We start from the raw sequence: 16,564 nt of genomic DNA, 5'->3' as shown, positions 1-16,564 counted from the left end.
ATATTCTAACCAACTGAACTACCGCTGCACTGTATTACTTCCATAAAGAAGTAAATGTCACAAATTATGGTGGGCGCTGACGGGATCGAACCGCCGACATTCTGCTTGTAAGGCAGACGCTCTACCAACTGAGCTAAGCGCCCTGAGCGAGGTAACAAATCTAAAGCAATGCTTTAGGAATTTGTTTGAATAAAAAGAATAAATTCTAATTTACTCAACTCTATCCAATCTTGCAATCTTAAAGTGGCGCAGCGGACGGGGCTCGAACCCGCGACCCTCGGCGTGACAGGCCGATATTCTAACCAACTGAACTACCGCTGCACGATAATTTTGCAATCATGGCAAACGAATATTAAAACTTAAGTGGCGCAGCGGACGGGGCTCGAACCCGCGACCCCCGGCGTGACAGGCCGGTATTCTAACCAACTGAACTACCGCTGCACTTGAGTCTTAACGTAAAGGCTTGGTGGGCGCTGACGGGATCGAACCGCCGACATTCTGCTTGTAAGGCAGACGCTCTACCAACTGAGCTAAGCGCCCTTAACGTCTTCATCGTTTGTGAGGTGCATTATAGAGAATCTTTACAGCCTGTCAAACGCTTTTGCCATTCTTTTCTGAAAAAACCGAACGAATGATTAAAAAATAAGTAATTCCATGCAAAAACCGATATTTTCGTATTTTATTTAAGCACTTATTCGCATTTTCATCTTCAGTTTTCTAAGGCTTGTTCAGAAATATAGACCAGCGCTTGTTCAGAAACGAGATCAAACAGCTCAATAATTTCATCATTTTTCATTCGAATACAACCATGAGACATTGGAATACCCATTGGTTCGGTGTCAGGTGTACCATGAATATAGATATAACGCTTAAAGGTATCGTGCCCTTCCCCATGATTAAAGCCTTCTTCCAGCCCATCCAGCCATAAAATGCGTGACAAGATCCAGTCTCGTTGAGGAAATTGCTGAGCTAATTGCAGATCATAGACTTCACCAGTCGGTTGACGCGCGATAAATACGGCATGTTTTGGGGCATCACCACCAATCTTTTGTGCGACCTGATGCCAACCTCTTGGGGTCTTACCGCTATTTTCCTGTTCACCAATACCGTTTTTCCCCGAAGAGATCACATAGAATTTATTATGTTTCGGCAAACGTAGCGTTTGTTGTGCCAAGTCTATGATGATGTCTGCCTGATCAAGGGTATAGGTCATTATTATCTCGATAAATGATAGAACACATTTATTTCAACATAGATGAAGCACTTTTTCTTGTACTTTTCAGTAGTTTTAGTGGGTGGTAGGTGTTAAAGCTGACGAGGAAAATAAAATAGAGTCGTAGACATGATCTGCGTTCTTTGTTCGTGTTATTCGGATATATTTTTTGATGTTTTGGATGGGACTCAAGACAAAGATTGCTTAATGCATTTACTCGAATATGGTTTTCATCTTGCACATGAGGAATACATTTCCCAAGAGCGTTGCTTTTCTTAACTCGCCACTCGCAGCATATGAGCCATATTTGGCCTTACGCTTCGGGCAAATCCTTAAAGCGATGCTTTAAGTTTGTTTATCCTCGCCACTTGCAGCATAGCTGCTCATCTTGCGCAGCTAAAAAGCGTTGCTTTTCTTAACGCTGCTCAGGCTCGGGTCGTAACCACAACCACACGGCCACGATAAACATAGTGACATCGGTAAAAACTTTGACGAGGAATGGCGCATTGGTGAATAGCATCAAAATACCACTGAGCAGCATCATGATACTGGCGATCCATTTTGCTTTACGCGGTACTGTGCCATGTTCACGCCAGTTGCGTAAGGTGGGGCCATATTTAGGATGGTTCAATAACCATGCATCCATTTCAGGCCAGCCTTTAGAAGCAGCCCATGCAGCCAAAATCAGGAAGACGGTTGTAGGCATGCCCGGTAAAATTGCCCCAATGATTCCCAACGTAATAAAAATCACGACTAAGCTACGCCAGAATAAAGTTTTCATTGAGCAATTAACCAACAGCTGTTTACAACCGTGCTAGTATAAAGTGTTTTTATTGTGGTTTCTTAAACTTAACCTATTATTTCAATGATTGAGTGGCTTGATGTCGAAAATGATTACCACCCCTTGTTTTTTTGAGCCGTGGTTACAGTTTAACAATCCAATCGTACGGCATTTGGCATTCTGTATTGCCAGCCCGAATATCCTGACTGAAATTCCAAACGATCTCGCCATAAAAAATCATTTTGAATTACATCCTGATCAGAAATGGCAAACGCATTATCAAAATTATGAATCACGTTTACAGCAACTGGATCAGCAACCACAACCACTGATTGATTTTCTGGCCCAACTTAAAAGCACACGACTTGGCTTACGTTTTGAAAACTTACTCTGGTTCTGGTTATTGGATGATGACTACCATCCCTATCAACTGCTTGGGCATAGCATTCAAAAAATTGCAGGTGCCATTACCTTAGGTGAGCTGGATTTTGTTGTGCTCAATCAGGAAACGCAAGAAGTTGAACATTGGGAAGTTGCCTTAAAATATTATTTAGGCGAAGGCAAACTCGATCTAGCACAATGGTTTGGGTTAAATAGAGAAGATACGTTACAGCGTAAATTAAAACATTTTACCGAACGTCAATTCCAGTTTACCGAGGCAAATCATTATCCAATTCAGCGTAAGTTTGCAGTGATGAAAGGTCAGTTGTACTTGCCTACAGATCAAAGCGAATTAAGCATACCTTCGTGGATTAATACTTCACGGCGTTTAGGTCAATGGGGAACCCAGATACCAACTACACCCTATTATCGCTTACAACGACATGAATGGCTCTGCCCTGATCAAGACGCTTCATCGCTACCCGCTATCTGGTGGACCAATGGGCTTTATTATCACCATACACCAACGCCTAGTTATTATATGTTCCGCCAATCTTCACTTTTATTTAGTTTAACTTAATTGATTTGTTACTTAGGTAAATAACATTTCATAACACATTTACCATCAAACCCTTATGTTCATTTAATGGTAAATTTTTTAGCCTCTTAAGTACATCATAATTACATTTAAACGGAGAAGATGATGAAAAAAATCTTAGTTGCTTCGATCATGGCTGCTGTTGTTTTAACTGGCTGTAATACATTTAAGGGTTTTGGTAAAGATGTATCTAAAGCTGGTGACAAGGTTACTCAGACTGCCGAAAAAACTCAGGATAAAATGTAATTTTTATAGAAAAAGCATCCCTGAACCTTATCTAGACCTAGATAAGGTTTATTTTTAATACCTTTCTCGATCAGATTCCCCTATTATACCGGTTCATATTTCACCAGATTTAGCTACATCTCGCATGAACCATTCCGATACTCTTGAACTTAGTTTACAACTTCTACGTCAGCCGTCCGTCACTCCTGTTGATCATGATTGTCAAAATATTATGGCTGAACGCTTAGCAAAGATTGGCTTTAATATCGAAAACATGCGTTTTGAAGATGTTGATAATTTATGGGCACGTCGTGGTACTGAAAATCCAGTATTCTGCTTTGCAGGCCATACCGATGTGGTGCCGACCGGCCATTTAGATGCATGGAATTCAGACCCGTTTTTACCAAGTATTCGCGATGGTAAGTTGTATGGTCGTGGCTCTGCTGATATGAAAACAGCGCTGGCTGCAATGGTAGTTGCTTCTGAACGTTTTGTTGCCAAACATCCGAACCATAAAGGCTCAATTGCATTTTTAATCACTTCTGATGAAGAAGGCCCATCGATTAATGGTACGGTTAAAGTTGTTGAAACATTAGAAGCGCGTAATGAAAAAATGACCTGGTGTCTGGTGGGTGAACCATCAAGTACGCATCAGCTTGGTGATATCGTTAAGAATGGTCGTCGTGGTTCGTTAAATGCCGTTTTAACTGTTCATGGTAAACAAGGCCATGTCGCCTACCCACATCTAGCAGAAAATCCAATTCATACCGCATCTAAAGCGCTCAATGAACTGTGTGAAACTGTTTGGGACAATGGCAATGAATATTTCCCTGCGACCTCATTCCAGATTTCAAATATTCAGGCTGGTACAGGCGCTACTAATGTGATCCCGGGCACCTTGAAAGTAACTTTCAACTTCCGTTATTCAACCGAAGTTACTGCTGATATCTTGAAACAACGCGTACTTGAGACTTTAGATAAACATCAGCTTAATTACGACATTCAATGGACTTTGTCTGGTTTACCCTTCCTGACTCCAGTCGGTGAGCTAGTGAATGCAGCAAAAACAGCGATTAAAAATGTGACTGGCGTTGACACTGTACTGTCAACCAGCGGTGGAACCTCAGATGGTCGCTTTATCGCGCCAACAGGTGCACAGGTGCTTGAGCTGGGCGTATTGAATGCCACCATCCATCAGATCAATGAGCATGTCAATGTCGCAGAATTAGAGCCACTCGCTGAAATCTATGAGCAAATTTTAGTAGAGCTACTTGCTTAAACATTGCGAGAGCACATAAAAAAGGAACTCAAATGAGTTCCTTTTTTATTACAGTCCCAGTTGGGCTTGTATATTTTGCAGATTGGGGACATAAAACTTGTTCTCCCCCATCTTCACATATTGAAAGACTTTATCATCATCAATTTCACGTTCTTCATCGACAATCTCCGAAATACGTAAACGGATCGACTCGGGCATTTCATTACAAACCAGTGCAAAACGCTGTGACACATCCTCACCTTCTACAACTAGCGCCACACCTTGTTTTTGCTCAGGATCATTCACCGCATAAACGGGCAGCTTCAAATCATGCCATTCAATATGTTCAACATTGGTTTGAGTATCCATTGCTGACAAGACAATATTCTGCGGCAATAACATTGGAACCTTTTGATGGCATTCAATAATGTATGCATCAATAAATCCCGTTGACACTGTAATTAAATGTTGTAACTCTTGCTGGTCAATCTGCCCCAATGCCGAGTTTGCGCTTTTCTTTACCATTTTTTCTACCTCTTAGCGCACAGCCAGTAAACTTTCGATATTTTCCAGAAGTGCTTCTTCCTGGAATGGTTTACCCATGTATTGACTTACACCAAGCGACAATGCACGTTCACGATGTTTCTCACCTGTACGCGAGGTGATCATGATAATTGGCAAGTCCTTATGCAACTCATGGTGTCGTACAAGGTTGGTGACCTCAAAACCATCCATACGTGGCATTTCAATATCCAGTAGCATCAGGTCAGGTTTCACTGTTTCGAGCTGCTCCATCGCATCAACACCATCTTTGGCAGTAACCACATCATAACCTTGACGCTCTAACAGACGCGAAGTCACCTTACGTACTGTAACAGAGTCATCGACAATCATGATCAGGCGGCGTTCATCATAACGCTGTTTGGTATAAGTCTCATCAGCCTGCTTACTACGTGCAGTCGACTGCGCTTGTCGCGCAATATTCTGACCATCCAGAATTAAACAGACCTGACCATCACCCAGAATCGTTGCACCCGCAATGACACCAATACTAGAGAACTGCTGTCCGACAGGTTTTACAACAATCTGACCACGCGAACCAATCAACTGATCCACCAATAATGCCGTAGTCTGGCCTTGTGCGCCTTTGATCAGCAACACTGGTAAAGAATGCACCACGCCACTCAAACGCGGAATTGGTTGTCCTGCCACAAACTCAGAAAGATAGCGTAAACGGTAACGTTCCTGATCAATGCTGAAATAGTCATCCTGACTGTCAAAGTATTGCTCAAGTGCCATTGGTGATATACGAACAATACGATCGATCTGTGCCAATGGGAATGCAAACTGTTGATCGCCTGCTTTAACCATCAAGGCATCACTTACTGCAACCGTTGTTGGAACTCGGATGGTAAAGGTGGTACCTGTACCCAATGTAGAATCCACACTGACATGGCCGCCCAAAGCTTTAATATCGCTTTGTACCACATCCAGCCCGACACCACGCCCAGAAATCTGTGTAACCTGAGCAGCGGTACTAAAACCAGGATGGAAAATAAATTGTAAAATCTCTTCCTGTTCCAGCTTCTGATCTGGCGTCATTAGACCCGTTTGCAATGCTTTTTCTTTAATACGGTTAACATCGATCCCTTTACCATCATCACTGAAAGTCACGACCACATCAGTACCTTGACGGCCAATGTTCAGGACGATGTGTCCAGTTTCAGGTTTATTGGTTTGTAAACGCTGTTCACGATCTTCAATACCATGGTCAATCGCGTTACGTAACATATGTTCAAAAGGTGAAACTAAACGCTCAAGAATACTACGGTCTAATTCTCCTTCAGTATTGTTCACCACCAATTCAGTTGGACGGTTCAATGCTGAAGCGGTTTGGCGCACGATACGCTGTAAACGCGGTAACAAGCGTGAAAATGGTACCAGACGGGTACGCATTAAACTTTCTTGAATCTCAGCCTGAATACGAGATTGTTGCAACAACAAGCCTTCTGTATCACGAATCTTTTCAGACAATGTGGTCTTGAAGTCAACCAAATCCGAAGCAGATTCGGCCAGTGATTTTGACAACTGGTTCAGAGATGAATATTGGTCCATCTCTAATGGATCGAAGTCGGCATAACGCGCATCCTCTCCACCATGTCGTGCAATAATCTGACTTTCCAGCTCACCTTCCATTCGGCGTAACTGATCCGCCAAACGCTTGATCGCCAGCTCCATTTCCGTCAGCGTACCGCCCAATTGACCTAAGTCCATCTCGATACGCGAACGGTTGATCGCATTTTCCCCTGACAGGTCAATCATCTTCTCGATGACATCCGCAGAGACACGAATCATTTCATTATTCTGTTCAATACGTTCTGTGGTTTCCCACTCACCCAGCATTGACGGCGGTTCTGTTCCATCGCCCTGAACAAACTCCATCGTATATTCAGGCGTGAAGATATCTCTCGCAGAAAGTTTCTGAGGAAGTTGAGCCGAAACATCGACAAACTCCATCTTCTCCAGACTTTGTTTTAAACCATCAAAATTCGCATATTGACGCTTAAAGATGGCCTCATGCAGCCATGCCAATGCGGTATTTAACAGATTGTCATACACATTTGAATTGAAATGATGAACACCAAACTGCTCAAAAGCATTTTCTAAATGGTAGGCAATTACGGCAATGGCATCCATTTCAGCCATGCGTGCACCACCTTTTAAGCTATGGGCATTACGTTGTAACTGTAGCAGCACACTACGATTACCACGTTGTTCAAACCATTGCTTCAATAAGCTTTGTGCCTGTTCCAGCAGCTCTTCTGCTTCCTCCAGGAAAGTCTGCTCGACCAGTGAACGAACATCATCGTCCAATGGCTCTGCCACCGTCTCAAGGGTTTGAGTTGCAGAAGTCGCATCAAGTATCTCATCTGAGGCAACCGTGCTTGTTTCTGGCTCTAATGTCACTGTCTGTGCATCAAGTACAGGTTCACCTTCGGCAAATTCAGGTAATTCGGCTTCCGCTTCAACAACATCTGTTTCAATCGCTGCAAATGCATCTACAGCCTCAATCACTGGCTCAAGCGTTACAGGAACAACCGTTTGGTCTGCCTGTTGAAGTAGCTGCACCACATGCGTTGATGGATAATCTGTTTGCTGATCGCGAATGGTCTGAATGCGGTCTGCAATATCGTCCTGAACTAAACGGATAATTGCAACCAATTGTGGAGTCGCCTGAATTTGCTGATTGATCAGCTTTTCATAGATGGTTTCCAGCTCATGCGCAATCAAGCCAATATGACGCGCCTGAATCATATTTGCACCACCTTTTAAGGTGTGCAAATAACGCATCAGATTTTTTAGCGCATCCAAATTCTGATGATCGGCGCTCCATGTACTTAAGTCAGTATCAATACCTGCAAGCAGTTCATCGGCTTCTTCAAGGAAAATATCCAACAAGTCTGGATCAAAGTCACGATTTGATTCTGCTGACTGTAGTTGTTGCTTATCCAATGCCAATTGTGCTGCAAACGCAGTTATATCGACAGCTGCATTGGCTGGGGTTGCAGTTTCCGAAATACTTGTCTCAACAACGCTATCATTAGCCTGTGTTTCCACCGTTTCAAGGACAGGTTGCGGCATAGCGAAAGTAACATCAGCGTGCGGAGCTGTAACCGCGGTTTTTTCCAAATTATGGAGAACGGCCAAAGCATGCGTTGCTGGATAATCAACATGCTGATCACGGATAATTTGGATACGATCAGCAATATCATCCTGTACAGCACGAATCACAGCAATGAGTGCAGGCGTTGCTTGAATTTGCTGATTGATCAGCTTTTCATAAATGGTTTCCAGCTCATGCGAAATCAGGCCAATATGACGCGCCTGAATCATATTTGCACCACCTTTTAAAGTATGCAAATAACGCATCAGATTCTTTAAAGCATCAATATTTTTATGATCCGCCGCCCATGTATTTAGATCAGTATCAATCCCTGCAAGCAGTTCATCAGCTTCTTCAAGGAAGATATCGAGCAAGTCTGGATCAAAATCACGGTTCGCTTCATCCGAATCTAACTGTTGCTTATCCAGTGCAAATTGGGCAACTAAGTCTGTTGCAGCGCTTGAAGTTGGTTGTGGTTCAACCGCCAAAGTTTCTTCAACTGTATGGGTCTCGACATCCACAGCTTCTTGCTGCACAGACTCAACATTTTGCTGAGTAAATGAGCTTAATTCATTTAAGACACGTTCATGTGCTTTGGTTAAAGTGACACGCTGGCCAGCTGCCAAGGTATCAAATAACTGGATAAACTGTTGATGAACTTGATGGTAAAGTTCAAAGGCATAATCAAGATTGAGTAAACTTGGTTTAAAAATAAGATCTTGATAGCTTGAACGCAATAAACTGGTGTACTGATACATACCAATCGTTGCATGATGATGCGTATGCTGTAACAGGATTTCGGCCTGTTGACTCAGTAACTGGATATATTGCGGGAACTCATGACGTGCACGCTTCTCGAAATCAAATTCGACATCCAGTAAGTCATTAATTTCCAATTCAATTAATTGAGATACCAGACCTTGTGGACGTATTGCTTCACCATTCTTTTCTTCTAACTGGAAGTCATAGCTGTCCCAAGCAACATTAAAGGTCTCATAAATTTCATTGAACTTTTGTTGAGTGCCTTCATGCTTCAAGGTATGTAAATAATCACCGACAAACTGTGCATAATGCGTCAATAAAGCCGTTTCATCGGAACTTGAGTCCAGCTCTTCCTGTAATAATGTTTTAAACAGATTTTCAACTTTTGAACTGGCTTCAAAGACATGATCGACATGCGCCATTGCAGAACTGCCACGCAAGGTGTGCAACGCACGAATCAAGGTATTGTATTGATCATTGCTTGGACGATCATTTTGTAAGAACTGATTGATGGTCGCCAAATGTTCTTCGGCTTCTTCCTGGAAAATGGCCAGAGTTTCTTTGGCCAGTGCCTCATCCTCAAACGGCGTCGCCAATTCAAGCTCAGATACAGGCTCAACTTGCTGTGGCGTTTGTTCCTGAGCATCCGTTGTAACGACAGCATCATCAACCAGCTCAAGGCCAGTCATTACCTCGTCATGATTAAGATCAGTGGCAAGATTTAAAAGCTCTGCCAGCGCAGGTTCAGGACTTTGCTGCTGTTGTAATTGTTGTCCTAATAAAACCAATGGCTTGAAGTCGACCTGATGGGCCTGAACTGCCTTAAAGTCATGCGCAAGTTTAAAGCAATAAAGATTAAAAACCGACTCTACATAACGCTGAATATCAGCATTCAAAGTAATTGTGCCCGCAATCACACGATTTAAAGTATCTTCGACTGTCCATGCCAGCTCACCTGAAGACTTTGCGCCGACCATTCTTCCAGAGCCTTTTAAAGTATGGAAATGACGACGAATATCGGTAAGCACATTCTGTTGATGTGGTTGTTCTTTCCATTGAACAAGTAATGGCTCTAACTCAACAAAGATCTCATCTAATTCTTCAATAAAAATCTCAAGAATCTCTGCATCTTGTTCAAGATAACTGTCTTCAGGAAGCGTCATCGTTTCAACTAACGTTTTTAATATTTGTTTCATAGCTGCTTCTTTCGTTTTTATCCACCAATGTGGGTAAAAATTACGTCTATCTATCACACAAGATGTAGTTCCACTTCGCCATCACCTTGTTGAGATATCCAACACATCTAAAATGGAAAGACAGACACCCCCATCTGCCTTTCCAATTCGTTTTACTCAGGTAACTTAAAGTCAGTTACTGATTCACGTAACGATTCAGCCATATTTGCCAACTCAGAAACTGAGCGTGCTGTATCAAACGTTGCTGTTGTCGTTTGTGACGTAATTTCCTGTACAACATTCATCGTGGTTGCAATATGACTTGCAGAAGCAGACTGAAGTTTTGCTGCATCCGAAATGCTTGCAATCAGTTTCGCCAAGTCACCCGATACTGTTTGAATCTCATCTAGTGCAATACCCGCATCTTTTGCCAGATTCGCACCACGTACAACCTCGGAAGTGGTTTGTTCCATTGAGATTACGGCTTCGTTGGTATCCGTTTGAATGGTTTTAACCAGACTTTCAATCTGTTTGGTTGCCGATGCAGAACGTTCTGCAAGACGCTGTACTTCATCGGCTACGACCGCGAAACCACGACCTGCTTCACCTGCCATCGACGCCTGAATTGCTGCATTTAATGCCAGAATGTTAGTTTGGTCGGCAATATCGTTAATCAACGAGACAATGTTACCAATCTCTTGAGAAGATTCACCCAAACGTTTAATACGTTTTGAAGTTTCCTGAATCTGTTCACGAATATGATCCATACCTTCAATTGAACGGTTTACCACTTGTGCACCATTGGTCGCAATCTGTACCGAACGTTGTGCTACATCAGCAGATTCAGATGCGTTGGCAGATACCTGGTCAATGGACAGTGCCATTTCATTCATCGCTGCCGAAGCACCAGCAATTTCTTGCGCCTGATGTTCAGAAGCTTCGGCTAACTGGTTGGTAATGTTCTGGGTATCTTGGGTATAGCGTGCAACTTCTTGAGAAGTATCCGTGATTCGCGATACAAGGTCACGTAACTGATCGATCGCAAAGTTAATCGAGTCAGCAATTGCGCCTGTAAAGTCCTCAGATACTGTCGCATAAGAACGTAAGTCACCATCTGCCAAGTCTGCGATTTCATCGAGTAAACGTAAAATCGCATTCTGGTTACGGTCATATTCGTCTTGTAAACGAGTTACACGCTCTTTATCGGTGTTACTACGTAAAGCAAGTAATTGTAGTGCAGAGAAAACCAGCAAGCCCAAAGCACCGATCAGCACGATACCTGCAATAACATTGCCCCAGCCACCCTCAGCTTTATTTGATAACGCATTCAAAGAGTTCAACAGCGCATCAGATTGAGAGAAGATTTGCGAAGATGCCTGACGTACACGCACGATCTGGTTCGCATTTTGCAATACCGTTGCCGCTGCTGATTTCAATACGGCGTCATAGTCAGATTTAATGCTGTCTACAGACTCACGTAAAGCAGCTGAACTAATACGGTCTACACCCAATTCAGAACTACCGTTTAACTGTGCATTTAAATACACACCAAAGGTATCAATATCGGCACCGAAGTCATTTGCAGAAACGCTAGAATTATCTGTACCAACCAATACCGAGTTGATCGAACGTAAAATACGTTCAGCAATAAACACTTGGTTCTTGGTGATAATTACCTGACTACTCGGCATGTTCTCACGTACCATCTGGTCAACCATCAGGTTATATTCAGCCTGAATCTCAGGGATGGTATCGCTAATCGCAATGTTGGTATCATAAAGCTGGTTAATGACTTTCTGTTGTGATGCAATCAGGTCAATATTCTTAGAGATTCCGCCCCAAAGCTCATTCACCTTCTTGTATTCATCAGAGCCTTTACCATAGACACTTTCAACCGTTTCAAGGTTTTCAGTAAATTGCTTTTCAGATTCAACCAGCTTTTTCATCTCTTCAGGTTTACCCGAAGCTGTCGCTTCTGTCGCCTGACGTGAAATGGTTTGCGATAACAAACGCAATTCACCCAAACTACGGGTTAACTGGTTTGAACGCGGTACACTAACGAACAAGTAGATTAAGAGGATGACTGCAAGGGCCAAAGCAATTAAAGCACGATAGATAATCGGTTTTGATTTCTCAGTTTCACCGAATAAACGGGAGAACTGATCGAGTTGCGTTCGTATATTATCGAGAAACGCTCCACCCTTTTTCAGCCCCGCACTATCACTACCATTCTTTTTTTTAAGTTTAAAGCCCATGTCAGCTTCTCCCCGAAATACGCCTTTATCTTCCGTAGCGTATTAAATTAGTTTATAAATTTTATTGATGCATTCATGTATTGAGGATTTTTTAATAATCGGCTCAATAAGAACACATGCCATTGTTGATTATGTTGGTGGAAATGACCTTGGCAATAGTCTTTTAACTTATTATCCAGATCATTATTTTGAGAGAAAAAACTCTTTTTATTAAAGTGCTGAATCCCCAAAACCTGATCAACGACCAACCCCACATAATGATCTTGATGGCTAATACAAATCACTTTTTGCGTCGGAGAAAACTGACTTCTTTGCCCTGAAATAAAATGTGTTAAATCAGAAACCGAAAGCAGTCTTCCACGAATATTTGCCAAACCACGTACCCACGCCTGAGTATTTGGTACTGGTGTATATTTCGGAGGATAAATTACCTCAGAAATTTCCCCCAATGGCGCAACAAAATATTGCCCCAACATCTCAAATGCAATGCCCGACCAACGGTTCGTTTCATTTTGAGTTGAAGTATATTGTTTATTGCCTCGCTTGGATAAACGAAGCAACTCGATAAATCCATTTGCTGCCATACCCTATCCCGTATTGAATAATGAGAAGGCTCACATTGAGCGAATTAACTTAATAATTGTTTAATCACATCAATAAGTTGTTGTTCATCTACAGGCTTGGTCAAATAGTCACAAGCACCCTGACGTTTACCCCAAACACGGTCAGTTGCCTGATCTTTGGTACTGACAATCACCACAGGAATATGTTGGGTGTCTTTACCTTTACTGATTTGACGGGTTGCCTGAAAGCCATTCATCCCTGGCATAACCACATCCATAAGCACTAAATCAGGTAATTCTGCTTGTGCCAAGGTCACCCCATCTGCGCCATTGGTTGCTTCGATTACGTCATAACCGTGCTTTGTTAAAATTTCTCTAAAGCGAAAAGTTTCAGTAGGTGAATCATCTACAATAAGTATGCGAGCCATTTTTTCCTCAATCTTTAATTTTATGCGCTAACGTGGTTGCGAATCGCGTTTAACAACTCATCTTTACTGAATGGCTTAGTTAAATACTCATCCGAACCCACGACACGGCCTTTCGCCTGATCAAACAAACCGTCTTTGCTTGACAACATAATGACTGGAATATTCTGATAATTTAGAGAGTTTTTAATTAATGCACAGGTTTGGTATCCATCTAAACGAGGCATCATGATGTCAACAAAAACGATATCCGGATTAGCTTCTGCAATTTTTGATAATGCTTCAAAGCCATCAACCGCAGTAATGACTTCACAGCCTTCACGTTGCAATAACGTTTCAGCTGTACGACGAATCGTTTTAGAATCGTCAATCACCATCACCTTTAAATTTTGAAATTTATCTTCCATTTATTGTCCTGCCCCAATACTCAATACAAATTATGGTTGGTTTAATTTGTTTTATACAGATCAGTTGATATTTTTAACATATCTTTACTTGCATTATCAATGAAGTTTTTTGAACCAACCTATCAGTTTCTCTAAACAATCCTAAGCAGATCACACTTTTAATTAAATTCCTAATTTTTTTGCCTAATAAGTATTTTTAAATGTATAAATTAGCACTAATATACAACTGATTATTATTTAAAAATAAGTGATTTAATTAACTTTTTTCGGGGAATGTAATGGCTGGTTCGTTAAAGTGCGGTTTCCGCATTCGTCACTTTACAACGATTACGCGTACTTACATCTGCTCATTTTTTCTATTTTTTGTTGCAAGCTCAACTTTTGCCGTAGTGGAACCCACCAAAGCTACTTGGTACCGCTATTATGACAAGAACGGCGTTGCCAATGTCAGCACCTCGGTCACCCCTGAACACATCCGTTATGGTTATGAAGCGCTTGACCGCAATATGCAGGTGATTAAGCGTAATCGACCTTATAATGCTACTGTTGATGTACAACAATCTGCTCAACGTGAATCTGTTGCACGTCGTCGGGAACAGGATCTAAGATTAAAACGTGCTTATGGCAATACCCAGATCGCCACCGCCAAACGTGATCAGATTTTAGCGAATTTAAAGAAACAGCTGAATTATCAACAGGAGCAATTGCAGCAACTGCAAAAAGACAAGATTGCTTTTAAGCGTCAGGAAATGGATTACCATCGTAAAGGTGAAATACTACCAACCCAATTAAAAAGCAATCTGGAAAATAATTCCAAGAATATTGATAACGTCAAAAAAACCGTTGAAAGCCTGCGCAATGCCTACCATAAAACAGAAATTGAATACGCAGATATCATTAGCCGTTTAAAGACACTGGAATAAAACGTAGCCATTAAAAGTAAGAAATTACAGCACCAATTCTGCTTTTATCTCATCTAAATGACTCTACATTTTCAACATTTAAATACATTGCAGTGGTTTATACTGCGCTAAATTGAATGATTCATGTCATAATGCCAACAGCTCAAAGTGAGCCTATTATTTTTGCTCCTTGTTTGTAGCATCTTTTAAATAACACTTAACTTTAGGACAGTTTCCATGCGCGCAAGCCGCTTTTTATTTGCAACGTTAAGAGAAACCCCAAATGATGCTGAGGTCATTTCACACCAGCTCATGTTACGTGCGGGGATGATTCGTAAATTAGCTTCAGGCTTATACTCTTGGTTGCCCATGGGAACGCGCGTTTTAAAGAAAGTAGATGCGATTGTGCGCGAAGAAATGAACCGTTCAGGTGCATTAGAAGTCTTTATGCCTGTAACGCAACCAGCTGCGCTTTGGGAAGAGTCTGGTCGTTTTGAACAATACGGCCCAGAATTATTACGTTTTAAAGATCGTCATGATAATCCATTCGTATTGGGTCCAACCCACGAAGAAGTGATTACCGATTTGGCACGTAATGAGCTAAAAAGTTATAAGCAATTACCACTGAATTTTTATCAGATCCAAACCAAATTCCGTGACGAAATTCGTCCACGTTTTGGGGTAATGCGCTCTCGTGAATTCATCATGAAAGATGCGTATTCATTCCATACAGATCAGGCATCATTACAAGAAACCTATGATGTGATGTATGACACCTATAGCCGTATCTTTACCCGCTTAGGTCTGGATTTCCGTCCAGTACAGGCAGATACAGGTTCAATCGGTGGTTCAGCTTCACATGAGTTCCATGTACTTGCAGCCAGTGGTGAAGACGATATCGCGTTCTCAACTGAATCTGATTATGCAGCCAATGTTGAAATGGCTGAAGCAGTTCTAGTAGGTGAACGTGCTGCCGCGACTCAAGCTTATACGCTTGTCGACACACCAAATCAGAAAACCATTGCAGATGTTTGCCAATTCCTGAATGCAGATGCAAAGCAATCGGTCAAAGCATTATTGGTACAAGGCCCAACGGATGAAAAAGGCAATACACCAGTGGTTGCCCTGTTCTTACGTGGTGACCATGAGCTGAATGATATTAAAGCTGAAAAACATCCGTTAATTGCTGCACCTTTGACTTTTGCAACTGAAGCACAGTTACAAGAACATGGTTTGACTGCTGGCTTCTGTGGTCCACAAGGTCTGGTTGAAAAAGGCTTAACCGTCATCGTAGATCGTGCAGCATCGGTATTGGCTGACTTTGTTGCTGGTGCCAATGAAGTAGACAAACATGCGACAGGTGTAAACTGGGATCGTGATGCCAAATTCACAGAAGTCTTTGACTTACGTAATGTCGTCGAAGGCGATCCATCTCCAGATGGTAAAGGCACACTTCAAATCAAACGTGGTATTGAAGTCGGTCATATCTTCCAGTTAGGTACCAAATATTCAGAAGCCTTAAACTGTAAAGTATTGGGTGAAGATGGTAAGCCTTTAACCGTGACAATGGGTTGTTATGGAATTGGCGTAACACGTGTGGTGGCTGCTGCTATTGAACAAAACTTCGATGACAAAGGCATTATCTGGCCACAAGCGATTGCACCTTTTGAAGTGGCAATCGTACCAATGAATGCACACAAGTCACCGCGTACACTCGAAGCAGCTGAAGCGCTTTATGCAGAACTGCAAGCACAAGGCTACGATGTGTTACTGGATGACCGTAATGAACGTCCGGGGGTGAAATTCTCTGATCTTGAATTGATGGGGATTCCACATCGTATCGTGATTGGTGAAAGAGGTCTGGATGCAGGCACTTTTGAATACAAAGGCCGTCGCGATGCAGAAGCAAGCAATCTGAATAAAGAAGAATTAATGGCAAAACTTGTCCGTTAATC

13 protein-coding genes and 4 tRNA genes are annotated in these 16,564 nt (G+C 42.1%); 5 read left to right on the top strand and 12 right to left on the bottom strand.

The genetic code is table 11. The features are described from left to right. Positions 1-67: 67 nt before the first annotated feature. The 6 genes from PJ15_RS07725 to PJ15_RS07700 form a co-directional block, all read right to left on the bottom strand. A tRNA-Val gene (locus PJ15_RS07725) sits at positions 68-143 on the bottom strand. A 101-nt stretch (positions 144-244) separates the two neighbouring features. After that, positions 245-321: transfer RNA gene (locus PJ15_RS07720), tRNA-Asp, on the bottom strand. A 43-nt stretch (positions 322-364) separates the two neighbouring features. Continuing rightward, positions 365-441, bottom strand: a tRNA-Asp gene (locus tag PJ15_RS07715). A 23-nt stretch (positions 442-464) separates the two neighbouring features. Then, positions 465-540 (bottom strand) — tRNA-Val (locus tag PJ15_RS07710). A 169-nt stretch (positions 541-709) separates the two neighbouring features. After that, positions 710-1,213: a cell wall-recycling L,D-carboxypeptidase ElsL gene (gene elsL, locus PJ15_RS07705; RefSeq protein WP_047429486.1), complete on the bottom strand. Its 504-nt coding sequence runs from the start codon at positions 1,211-1,213 to the stop codon at positions 710-712. A 415-nt stretch (positions 1,214-1,628) separates the two neighbouring features. Next, positions 1,629-1,994, bottom strand: coding sequence for a YbaN family protein (locus PJ15_RS07700; protein ID WP_004775350.1), 366 nt, complete (start codon positions 1,992-1,994; stop codon positions 1,629-1,631). A gap of 100 nt (positions 1,995-2,094) precedes the next feature. Here PJ15_RS07700 and PJ15_RS07695 point away from each other — a divergent pair, with 100 nt between their 5' ends. From PJ15_RS07695 to dapE, 3 genes are all read left to right on the top strand, one after another. Then, positions 2,095-2,955 (top strand): DUF1853 family protein, encoded by an 861-nt coding sequence (locus PJ15_RS07695; protein ID WP_047429484.1) that lies wholly within the window; start codon positions 2,095-2,097, stop codon positions 2,953-2,955. 120 nt (positions 2,956-3,075) lie between these two features. Further along, positions 3,076-3,219: an entericidin A/B family lipoprotein gene (locus PJ15_RS07690; protein WP_167510625.1), complete on the top strand. Its 144-nt coding sequence runs from the start codon at positions 3,076-3,078 to the stop codon at positions 3,217-3,219. 124 nt (positions 3,220-3,343) lie between these two features. Next, positions 3,344-4,477, top strand: coding sequence for a succinyl-diaminopimelate desuccinylase (dapE, locus tag PJ15_RS07685; RefSeq protein WP_005259356.1), 1,134 nt, complete (start codon positions 3,344-3,346; stop codon positions 4,475-4,477). A 48-nt stretch (positions 4,478-4,525) separates the two neighbouring features. Here the strand turns inward: dapE and PJ15_RS07680 are convergent, their stop codons facing one another. From PJ15_RS07680 to pilG, 6 genes are all read right to left on the bottom strand, one after another. Then, positions 4,526-4,981 (bottom strand): hypothetical protein, encoded by a 456-nt coding sequence (locus PJ15_RS07680; RefSeq protein WP_004775357.1) that lies wholly within the window; start codon positions 4,979-4,981, stop codon positions 4,526-4,528. 12 nt (positions 4,982-4,993) lie between these two features. After that, entirely contained in the window at positions 4,994-10,078 is a 5,085-nt protein-coding gene (locus PJ15_RS07675; RefSeq protein WP_047429481.1) for an Hpt domain-containing protein, read from the bottom strand. Positions 10,079-10,230: 152 nt separating this feature from the next. Further along, a complete protein-coding gene (locus PJ15_RS07670; protein ID WP_005259361.1) occupies positions 10,231-12,312 on the bottom strand; it encodes a methyl-accepting chemotaxis protein in 2,082 nt (693 codons plus the stop codon). A 47-nt stretch (positions 12,313-12,359) separates the two neighbouring features. Further along, the gene (locus PJ15_RS07665) at positions 12,360-12,896 is read right to left on the bottom strand and encodes a chemotaxis protein CheW (RefSeq protein ID WP_004775363.1); all 537 of its coding nucleotides are present in this window, start codon (positions 12,894-12,896) and stop codon (positions 12,360-12,362) included. A 44-nt stretch (positions 12,897-12,940) separates the two neighbouring features. Then, positions 12,941-13,303, bottom strand: a complete 363-nt coding sequence (locus PJ15_RS07660; protein ID WP_004775365.1) for a response regulator — start codon at positions 13,301-13,303, stop codon at positions 12,941-12,943. Between the two features lie 20 nt (positions 13,304-13,323). Continuing rightward, positions 13,324-13,707, bottom strand: coding sequence for a twitching motility response regulator PilG (pilG, locus tag PJ15_RS07655; protein WP_004652356.1), 384 nt, complete (start codon positions 13,705-13,707; stop codon positions 13,324-13,326). Between the two features lie 278 nt (positions 13,708-13,985). Here pilG and PJ15_RS07650 point away from each other — a divergent pair, with 278 nt between their 5' ends. Then, positions 13,986-14,630, top strand: coding sequence for a hypothetical protein (locus tag PJ15_RS07650; protein ID WP_047429477.1), 645 nt, complete (start codon positions 13,986-13,988; stop codon positions 14,628-14,630). Positions 14,631-14,846: 216 nt separating this feature from the next. Next, entirely contained in the window at positions 14,847-16,562 is a 1,716-nt protein-coding gene (locus PJ15_RS07645; protein ID WP_047429474.1) for a proline--tRNA ligase, read from the top strand. Positions 16,563-16,564 lie beyond the last annotated feature (2 nt).

The sequence above is a fragment of the Acinetobacter sp. neg1 genome (genome assembly GCF_000788125.1).
Taxonomy (GTDB): Bacteria; Pseudomonadota; Gammaproteobacteria; order Pseudomonadales; family Moraxellaceae; genus Acinetobacter; species Acinetobacter vivianii.
The sequence above is the reverse complement of the archived record's forward strand: the minus strand, read 5'-3'. Positions and strand labels throughout refer to the sequence as shown.

Bases quoted from the DNA above. Each gene is read 5' to 3' on its own strand.
- elsL (WP_047429486.1), bottom strand. From the start codon at position 1,213: ATGACCTATACCCTTGATCAGGCAGACATCATCATAGACTTGGCACAA.
- PJ15_RS07700 (WP_004775350.1), bottom strand. From the start codon at position 1,994: ATGAAAACTTTATTCTGGCGTAGCTTAGTCGTGATTTTTATTACGTTG.
- PJ15_RS07695 (WP_047429484.1), top strand. From the start codon at position 2,095: ATGTCGAAAATGATTACCACCCCTTGTTTTTTTGAGCCGTGGTTACAG.
- PJ15_RS07690 (WP_167510625.1), top strand. From the start codon at position 3,076: ATGATGAAAAAAATCTTAGTTGCTTCGATCATGGCTGCTGTTGTTTTA.
- dapE (WP_005259356.1), top strand. From the start codon at position 3,344: ATGAACCATTCCGATACTCTTGAACTTAGTTTACAACTTCTACGTCAG.
- PJ15_RS07680 (WP_004775357.1), bottom strand. From the start codon at position 4,981: ATGGTAAAGAAAAGCGCAAACTCGGCATTGGGGCAGATTGACCAGCAA.
- PJ15_RS07675 (WP_047429481.1), bottom strand. From the start codon at position 10,078: ATGAAACAAATATTAAAAACGTTAGTTGAAACGATGACGCTTCCTGAA.
- PJ15_RS07670 (WP_005259361.1), bottom strand. From the start codon at position 12,312: ATGGGCTTTAAACTTAAAAAAAAGAATGGTAGTGATAGTGCGGGGCTG.
- PJ15_RS07665 (WP_004775363.1), bottom strand. From the start codon at position 12,896: ATGGCAGCAAATGGATTTATCGAGTTGCTTCGTTTATCCAAGCGAGGC.
- PJ15_RS07660 (WP_004775365.1), bottom strand. From the start codon at position 13,303: ATGGCTCGCATACTTATTGTAGATGATTCACCTACTGAAACTTTTCGC.
- pilG (WP_004652356.1), bottom strand. From the start codon at position 13,707: ATGGAAGATAAATTTCAAAATTTAAAGGTGATGGTGATTGACGATTCT.
- PJ15_RS07650 (WP_047429477.1), top strand. From the start codon at position 13,986: ATGGCTGGTTCGTTAAAGTGCGGTTTCCGCATTCGTCACTTTACAACG.
- PJ15_RS07645 (WP_047429474.1), top strand. From the start codon at position 14,847: ATGCGCGCAAGCCGCTTTTTATTTGCAACGTTAAGAGAAACCCCAAAT.